The organism is Furfurilactobacillus milii (assembly GCF_009863985.1).
Taxonomy (GTDB): Bacteria; Bacillota; Bacilli; order Lactobacillales; family Lactobacillaceae; genus Furfurilactobacillus; species Furfurilactobacillus milii_A.
The window spans coordinates 25910-34197 of sequence record NZ_WEZT01000018.1 but is presented as its reverse complement, the minus strand read 5'-3'; the positions used below and the strand labels follow the sequence as shown (position 1 = coordinate 34197).

At 42.3% G+C, this 8288-nt stretch carries 9 protein-coding genes; 5 read left to right on the top strand and 4 right to left on the bottom strand.

The features are described from left to right. Positions 1-41 precede the first annotated feature (41 nt). Positions 42-683: a TMEM175 family protein gene (locus tag GB992_RS08325; RefSeq protein ID WP_161002017.1), complete on the bottom strand. Its 642-nt coding sequence runs from the start codon at positions 681-683 to the stop codon at positions 42-44. Positions 684-999: 316 nt separating this feature from the next. Here GB992_RS08325 and GB992_RS08320 point away from each other — a divergent pair, with 316 nt between their 5' ends. After that, positions 1000-1470 (top strand): helix-turn-helix domain-containing protein, encoded by a 471-nt coding sequence (locus tag GB992_RS08320; protein ID WP_161002016.1) that lies wholly within the window; start codon positions 1000-1002, stop codon positions 1468-1470. 112 nt (positions 1471-1582) lie between these two features. On the opposite strand, the gene yidC is transcribed toward GB992_RS08320, so the two are convergent. The 3 genes from yidC to rpmH form a co-directional block, all read right to left on the bottom strand. After that, positions 1583-2464 carry a membrane protein insertase YidC gene (gene yidC, locus GB992_RS08315; protein ID WP_421016971.1) on the bottom strand — a complete coding sequence of 294 codons (882 nt, stop codon included), beginning with the start codon at positions 2462-2464 and terminating at the stop codon, positions 1583-1585. Positions 2465-2506: 42 nt separating this feature from the next. Then, positions 2507-2851, bottom strand: a complete 345-nt coding sequence (gene rnpA, locus GB992_RS08310) for a ribonuclease P protein component (RefSeq protein ID WP_017262430.1) — start codon at positions 2849-2851, stop codon at positions 2507-2509. 110 nt (positions 2852-2961) lie between these two features. Further along, positions 2962-3096 carry a 50S ribosomal protein L34 gene (gene rpmH, locus GB992_RS08305; RefSeq protein ID WP_011668979.1) on the bottom strand — a complete coding sequence of 45 codons (135 nt, stop codon included), beginning with the start codon at positions 3094-3096 and terminating at the stop codon, positions 2962-2964. A 615-nt stretch (positions 3097-3711) separates the two neighbouring features. Between rpmH and dnaA the strand changes: the two genes are divergently transcribed. The 4 genes from dnaA to recF all read left to right on the top strand — a co-directional run bounded on the left by dnaA (position 3712) and on the right by recF (position 8213). Next, positions 3712-5046, top strand: a complete 1335-nt coding sequence (gene dnaA, locus GB992_RS08300) for a chromosomal replication initiator protein DnaA (RefSeq protein WP_161002015.1) — start codon at positions 3712-3714, stop codon at positions 5044-5046. A 228-nt stretch (positions 5047-5274) separates the two neighbouring features. Then, on the top strand, positions 5275-6414 hold the full coding sequence (gene dnaN, locus GB992_RS08295; protein WP_161002014.1) for a DNA polymerase III subunit beta: 1140 nt from the start codon (positions 5275-5277) through the stop codon (positions 6412-6414). A 353-nt stretch (positions 6415-6767) separates the two neighbouring features. Beyond that, positions 6768-7028 carry a S4 domain-containing protein YaaA gene (gene yaaA, locus GB992_RS08290; protein WP_017262427.1) on the top strand — a complete coding sequence of 87 codons (261 nt, stop codon included), beginning with the start codon at positions 6768-6770 and terminating at the stop codon, positions 7026-7028. Continuing rightward, on the top strand, positions 7029-8213 hold the full coding sequence (gene recF, locus GB992_RS08285) for a DNA replication/repair protein RecF (protein ID WP_161002013.1): 1185 nt from the start codon (positions 7029-7031) through the stop codon (positions 8211-8213). Positions 8214-8288: the final 75 nt, after the last annotated feature.

The following is an 8288-nucleotide window of genomic DNA, read 5'->3' as shown; positions in this document are numbered from 1 at the left end:
AAGATCAGCTCCTAAAAGATGGGTTTGTGGTAAACACCATTTTAAAGGAAGCTGATCTTTTTTGTCCGAACAGCGTTCGGATTAATTTTACAATCTATCTTATTAATATTCTGATGACGATTGTTATTTCGCAGTGTTGATACAGCAGATGCGACACCTAACAGAATCTGGCCTATGATTCCGGCAATCGGCCACCATGGTAAAATCAGTAACACGGCAACAACGATGCCAAAACGCCATAGTAAATTTGTACGGGAATTTCCCAATGCATAAAACTCATGGCGTTGTTCTGGATTGGCAACACCTAAGCTATATACTAACAACGAATAAGCGCCCATCCATACCAATGTTACTAAAATGAATAGACATTCAGGCCAAAAAGCCAATGGATATCGACCAACCCAAGCGGTAGCTAGAGGAAATAATGACATCACAAAAATCCACAACGTATTGGCCAAATACACGGGAAACGTCACTCGGTGAGCGACATTAATGATATTGTGATGAAAGTACCATGTCGCCATAATTAATAGAAAACTAGCGCTAAATGCGGCAAACGACCCGCCTTGCTTTAGAACTGCCGCCAGTGTTGCCTGCTCAGGTGGTTCAATCTCAAGAATGAGAATCGTAACTTCAATCGCAATAATCGCGTCAGAAAATCCGGTGAAACGCTCTTTATTCATCGTTCATGCCATCTCCAAATCGAAACTATTATCAGTTTAAGGTTCTTTGTGCATAGACACCACTATAAAGTGTGGCAAATCACAAACTTGATCAAGAATAGTTATCGCCGGTAAATTAATTCGTGGTGTAGCCAATATTCATCGCAAAACTTATAGCCGATAAATAATGAATGTCCGCAATAGTTTCATTTGTAACGTTATTGTAATCATTGATGGCTTGAACTGTTTACACCACCCGTCTATTCTATAAATAGCGCACTCGGCGCACTTGCGCTAAAACACCACATTAAAAGCTATACAGATTGGAGTCATTAAAGTGACACAGCAAGCTCAACCTTCGCAGGCTGACATCGCCCGAATGACGACCTTGTTAATTCATGGCCACCTCGCCGATATCTATGCATTACAGAAGGTCAATATGGACGTTGGCAATCTTCCCAAACTGGGCCTACGCGATATTCTACTGGTTACTCAGATTGGTTTAGAACCAGGAATCACTTCTTCGAAGCTTAGCCACCTTTTCCGCATGTCGAGTCCACTACTGTCAACGCGGATTACTGCTCTTATGAAACTCAATTTGGTTCAGCAAGTCGAGGATACAAAAGATCGACGGGTGCATAATTTAAAGTTATTAGCTTCAGGTAAAAAAGTTTACCAGTTTTGGTATAAGCGAATTGAAACACTGGCTATCAACATCCTGATGACTCATTCACTTGAAGACATGAATCAAATGGAAGAGCGCATTGAGTACATTCTAAAAAGTGTTCAATCCGACCTCATAAATTAGTTATTTTATAATTTTTGTTGTAAACAACAAGCATCATTTTTTACACGATTTTAAAAAATCTGCACGCTTCATCAATTGATGAGGCGTGCAGATTTTTCAATCATTTATTAAATTAACGACGTCGTGACCGACGAGCTTTTTTGATTGCTCGTTGTTTGGCCTTCGCTTGATCGCGTTTGGCCGTTTCACGTTCTTCACGCTCACGGTTAATCTTCCAAGGGTTCTGAATCAGTAATGTTTGCCCAGCCTGGAAGGCGTTTGAAATCACCCAATATAATGACAGCGCTGTTGGTACAGATACGGCAGTGAAGAAGATGATCACTGGCATCCCCCAAACCATCACAGCATTCATTGAGTTGCTTTCTGGCTGACTCTTAACACTCAACCAAGAACTAATGAAAGTGAAAACGGCAGCAAGAATTGGCAAAATGAAGTAAGGATCGCGATCCCCAAGTTGCATCCATAAGAATGACCCCGTCTTCAATGCTGCTGTCCGATAGATTGCTTGATACAATGCCCAAATAATTGGCATCTGAACAATCAGTGGTAAGCATCCGGAAACTGGATTATAGCCAACTTCGGCATATAATTTCCGTGTTTCTTCCTGAAGCTTTTGTTGCGTAGCCGTATCACGCGACTTATATTTCTTCTGCAACGCTGACAACTGTGGCTGAATTTCTTGCATTCGTCGCATTGACCGCGTTTGATAGATCATCAATGGCAGAATAATAATCCGGATGATCAGGGTGATCATAATGATCCCCATCCCGTAACCGCCGAATACATGACTCAGCCAAATGATGAATTGACTTAAATTATACAGAATCGTGTGATCCCAAAATCCTGTACTACTGCTAGTGATTGGCTTTTTACCACACGCTGCCAAGAATAAACTGGCTGCAGCAATCATGGTCAGCGCTAATCGTCGTCGGCTTTTACGGCCGGAGCGTTTTCCGTTTGACTTCACGATTTTTTCCTCATTTACTTCATTCATTTTGATAATGCCTTTGTTGCCCACTTATATTGTGCTGTAACGCTACTCTGCATCCAGCAACTTTGCCAAACGTAACGCATGCGTCAGGTTTTCTTTGATTTCGGCCATTGATAGCCCATCAGCTGAAGGTCGTGCGATAACTAAGAAGTCGACGTCCTGACGAAGCATTGGTTTTAACTCCAACAATGACTGCCGAATTCGACGCTTAACCCAGTTACGATGGACAGCGTTGCCAATCTTCTTACCGACAGAAATACCGACACGAAAATGTGGCTGCTCTGGTTTATCCATTGTATAGATAACAAACTGACGGTTGGCAATCGAGTTTCTGGTTTCAAAGACCGTTTGAAATTCGCTTTCTTTTTTGATGCGGTATGACTTTCTCAATGGTCCGAATCTCCTCAACTAAAATGATTCAACGCCACAAAACCAACACTAATGGTCATCGTGGACTAAAAAAATAAAAAAGGTCACTGAAAAATATCAGTGGCCTGTTTTTATGCAGATAATACTTTTCTGCCCTTTTGGCGCCGACGTGCTAACACCTGACGGCCGTTACTTGTGCTCATCCGTTTCCGGAAACCATGGACACGTGATCGATGACGCTTCTTTGGTTGGTAAGTTCTTTTCATGTTGGATTGCACCTCCTTTGGATCGTTACGACACAGATACCTTAGTGGTGACGTGACGACACACTTGGATATCCAGCGTTACATATATGGTTGATTAGCTAAAAGCTAGCGCACGAGAAAACTCATGCAGTTCCTAAATATAATATCATAGACAGAGTTACTTGCAAACAACAAATTGTCGATTCTGATAATTTGTGAATCAAAAGTTATCCACAGATTGTCAAAACTAATCCACAGGTTCAGTGGATTTTAGATTTTTAAAAACGTTATTTCCACAGGAATTCAACAACAAAATGCACAAATCCACAGCCGTTTGAAAAGTTATCCACACCTCTGTTTTTTTCTGTGGATAACTTTTTGAAAGCTATTGTTCTCAACGTTATTTAAACACACTCGCCGGTGGAAAACTTGTTTCACAGAAGCCAAATCCTGATTTTTCAACGCTCCTGTGGATAACCTTCACACAATCCTGTGGAACATTCGTAACTTGTTCTGTGGAACCTGTGGAAAACTCAGTTTGTTCATGCTAAAGTTGTCTTTGCAGATTTTGTTATTTCCATTTTTCACCATAAATTATTACTATTTATGCATAATTCATTCTAGGAGGCTTCATCGGTGGTCGATAAAAACACACTCTGGGATGGTTTAAAAGAAAGTTTCCGCGCTAATTTGTCACCCGTTACCTTTAATACGTGGGTCGAATCAGCACTGCCTCTTTCTTACCAGCCGCCACGCTTCGTTTTACAAGTTCCTTCCCAGCTTCATAAAGACTACTGGGAGCGGACACTAACCCCCAAACTGGTCGAATTCGCTTTCTCCGATTTCCAAGCTGAATTGGAACCCGAATACGTCATTGAGGGGGAACAACCGGCTCAGCCAACGGTAAAAGAACCTGTTACTGACACCGCCACAACTGAAGTTGCTAATCACGCAAACTCTCTAAATGACAAATACACGTTTGATACATTCGTTATTGGTAAGGGGAACCAAATGGCGAATGCTGCTGCTATGGCGGTTTCTGAGGAACCTGGGACCTTGTATAACCCCTTGTTTCTTTATGGTGGTGTTGGCCTAGGTAAAACGCATTTAATGCACGCCATCGGCCATGCCATGATTGCCCGTAACCCTAATACCAACGTCATGTACGTCACCAGTGAAGAGTTCACCAACGATATGGTTATGTCGATCCGTGACAAGACTCAGGAACAATTCAGGTTGAAGTATCGGTACGTTGATCTACTCCTTGTCGACGATATTCAATTCTTTGCAGACAAGGAAGGGACTCAGGAAGAGTTCTTCCATACGTTTGAGCAACTTTACAACAATAGTAAACAAATCGTGTTGACGTCTGACCGCTTGCCCAACGAAATTCCTAAGTTACAAGACCGCTTAGTGAGTCGCTTCAAATGGGGCCTATCCGTTGACATTACAGCGCCTGACTTAGAAACACGAATTGCCATTTTACGCAATAAAGCTGAGCGTGAACAAATTGAAATCCCTGACGACGCACTCGAAATTATTGCCAGCCAGGTCAATAGTAACGTCCGTGAATTGGAAGGTGCTCTCGCACGTGTGCAGGCCTATTCGCGCCTCCAAAAGAAGCCGATTGATGAAGACTTAGTTCACAATGCATTGAAGAGCCTTAATCTCGAAAGCAAACCAACACTTACGATCGAACTCATTCAACAGAAGGTCGCAAGCTACTTTGACGTTAATCTCGTCGATCTTAAAGGCAAAAAGCGGATGAAGGAAATCGTTGTTCCGCGGCAAATTGCGATGTATCTAGCCCGTGAATTAACGAATTCATCCTTGCCAAAAATCGGTAAAGCCTTTGGTGGCAAAGACCACACAACTGTTTTGCATTCTTGCGACAAAATTGCAGAGAGCATTTCAAACGACGCAAAACTTGCTGAAAACATTCAGCAGCTTAAAATTGAGATACAACGCTAGTAAAAACTGGCGTATCATGGGGGCAGGACATCGTTAAGACCTGTGGATAAGTGAATCGAAACCATCTGAGTTTTACTTGAGTTATCCACAGGTGGAAAACTTTACCAGTTCTTGAAATTCTTGGTTTTCCACAGTATCCACACTGCCTACTACTACGACTATCTTTATATCTTAAATAAGTAATGGGGCTTTGCCCCAAATTACATAAACCACTTTGGGGGACTAAGAATGAAATTTACGGTCAATCGACAAAGTTTTATTAAAAAGCTCAATGATGTTTCACGTGCCATTTCGACAAAAACAACAATTCCGATATTAACCGGATTAAAACTAGAAGTTACCAATAATGAAATTACCTTTACTGGATCCGATACCGACATTTCGATTGAAACCACACTCCGTGCTGATGATGAAAACGCAGAGCTGAATGTTGAAGAAGCAGGTAACATTGTTTTACCAGCACGCTTCTTTGGTGAGATCGTCAAACGGTTACCAGAAGCTACGATGACCGTCGCAGTTAAAGAAGGTTTTCAGGCAAACATTACATCTGGAGCAGCTGCCTTTACGATCAACGGGTTGGATGCCAATAGCTACCCGCACTTACCTGAAATTGAAAGCGATGATGAAGTAACGCTGGCTGGGGATGTCTTCCGTGACATCATCAACACCACAGTTATTGCCGTTTCAAACCAAGAAAGTCGCCCAATTTTGACTGGGGTTCACTTTACTTTGGCCGGTGATCAATTTACAGCTGTTGCTACTGATTCACATCGTTTAAGTCAGCGCAAAATCACACTGCCGACACCAGCCACGGAAACTCATGACGTAATCATCCCCGGGAAGTCCTTAGTTGAACTATCACGGATGATTGGTGAAGACAGCACTGATGTTAAAATGCGCCTCGCTGAAAACCAGGTGCTCTTCTTACTCGGTGACACATCTTTCTATTCACGTTTGTTAGAAGGAAATTATCCAGATACGTCACGCCTAATTCCTAGTGAATCTGACACGACCATGGAAATTTCAGCACCAACGTTACTATCTGCTATTGAACGTGCTTCGCTGTTATCACATGAAAGTCGTAACAACGTGGTTAAAATCACGTTGAAAGGCGAAGAAAAATCGGCCACAATTTTCGGCAACTCACCAGATGTTGGTGCTGTTGAAGAAAATCTATCGGCCATCAGCCTAGAAGGTTCAGACTTAGAAATTTCATTTAACCCAGATTATCTGAAGGATGCGTTGCGCTCTTTTGGTCAATCACAGATTAAATTAAGCTTCACCTCGGCACTACGGCCATTCACTTTGGTACCAAGTGAGGATGAACAAAACTTTATTCAGCTAATTACACCTGTGCGGACGTTTTAGTTGAATGCCTAACTAACTCAAAAAGGAGCACTCCGAGACCACTAGCATTTTGGTCTCAGAGTGCTCCTTTTTTGCACCAAGCTTGTGAAAGTCACATTCTGTGGTTGCCGTGTTTCCGATAATTCCAAACGACAAAACGTGGGAATTGGAGAAACAACGGCAAGATTCGAAATAAAAGTCGTTTTTTAAGGCGATTTTGTCGTATTTTGCGTTTAAAGCGTCTCTTAGCCATTTTGAGGGTTCGTTAGTATCGGGTATTTAAAAAGATATAAAATCGATTATAGGGCGTAAAAAGCGGTTAATTAATTGTTTTTCGGTTCTGAAAACGGTATAATAGTTACTGTAAGTAAGGGATGGTGTTGATTGTGAAAAAAGAAGTTTTAATCAAGACAGCCTTCATTACTTTGGGCCAACTATTGAAAGAAGAATCAGTTGTTGATTCAGGTGGCCAGGCTAAGTGGTACTTACGCGAGCATTCAGTATCCGTTAATAACGAACCGGATGATCGTCGTGGTCGTAAACTTTATCCTGGTGATTCAGTAGATGTCCCAGATGTAGGGCTATTTTTTATACGGCAAAATCAGTCAGCAGACACAACGGAAAAGGATGCGTAAATGTACCTGGAAGGTTTACACCTCAAGAATTTTCGTAATTACGCTGACCTTGACGTCAAATTTAATCAAGGTGTGAATGTGTTACTGGGCGAAAATGCACAGGGGAAGACAAACCTGCTGGAAGCAATTTACGTTTTAGCCTTGACGCGTTCGCACAGAACGGCCAATGATCGTGACTTAATTGGCTGGCAAGCTAATGAGGCCTTAGTTGCTGGTCGTGTTCATAAAACGAATACGGTTACGCCATTAGAGCTGACGTTTAGCAAGAAGGGCAAAAAAGCCAAGGTGAACCACCTTGAGCAGGCTCGTTTATCGGCTTATGTGGGCAATCTTAATGTGATTTTGTTTGCCCCAGAGGATTTGGAGCTGGTTAAGGGGTCGCCATCAGTGCGAAGACATTTCATTGACCAAGAATTTGGTCAAATGAGTCCTAAGTATCTGTATAACGCTGGTCAGTATCGGTCAATTTTGCGACAGCGGAATAATTACTTGCGACAATTGCAACGTAAACAGGCTAAGGATTTGGTTTATCTCGGTGTGTTGAGTGATCAACTAGCTGCGTTTGGCGCTGAAATTGTTGCGGCACGGTTGAATTTTCTTGATCAACTAGCCGTTTGGGCGCAACAAGTGCATAAAGTGATTTCGCAAGAGCGTGAAGAACTCGCGTTTGAATACGTTAACCAGATTAAAGCAACGCGCGAACAAAGTGTTGATACCTTATACAAAGCGTATCAGGAACAGTTTGAGCGACAACAAGCGAAGGAAATCGAGCAAGGGACGACATTAATTGGCCCTCACCGCGATGACCTTCACTTCATGGTTAATGGCAAAAATGTCCAGACGTTTGGCTCACAAGGTCAGCAACGGACAACAGCATTATCTGTGAAACTAGCTGAAATTGATTTGATGAAGGCAATCACAGGTGAATACCCAGTGTTGTTGCTGGATGACGTGCTGAGTGAACTGGATGATGCAAGACAGACACACCTGTTGCGGTCTATTCAAGACAAGGTGCAAACCTTTCTAACCACCACATCGTTAAGCGGTATTGCCCGCAAACTGATTAATGACCCAACGATATTCAATATTGCTAGCGGTCATTTAAGTCAGGATGAATTAGTATCATCAAACGATGGTAGTGATAGTCAGAACGGTACCGATGGACAGGAACCAAAACAGGAGTGAGTAACAAGTTAGTAAGCAGCAGTTTTTGAGCAACGTGGTTAACGGTCCGTTTTTAGATGCTGGGCCACGTTTGAG

Excerpts from the sequence above, each read along its gene's own strand:
- GB992_RS08325 (WP_161002017.1), bottom strand. The coding sequence starts at position 683 with ATGAATAAAGAGCGTTTCACCGGATTTTCTGACGCGATTATTGCGATT.
- yidC (WP_421016971.1), bottom strand. The coding sequence starts at position 2,464 with ATGAATGAAGTAAATGAGGAAAAAATCGTGAAGTCAAACGGAAAACGC.
- rpmH (WP_011668979.1), bottom strand. The coding sequence starts at position 3,096 with ATGAAAAGAACTTACCAACCAAAGAAGCGTCATCGATCACGTGTCCAT.
- dnaN (WP_161002014.1), top strand. The coding sequence starts at position 5,275 with ATGAAATTTACGGTCAATCGACAAAGTTTTATTAAAAAGCTCAATGAT.
- yaaA (WP_017262427.1), top strand. The coding sequence starts at position 6,768 with ATGGTGTTGATTGTGAAAAAAGAAGTTTTAATCAAGACAGCCTTCATT.
- recF (WP_161002013.1), top strand. The coding sequence starts at position 7,029 with ATGTACCTGGAAGGTTTACACCTCAAGAATTTTCGTAATTACGCTGAC.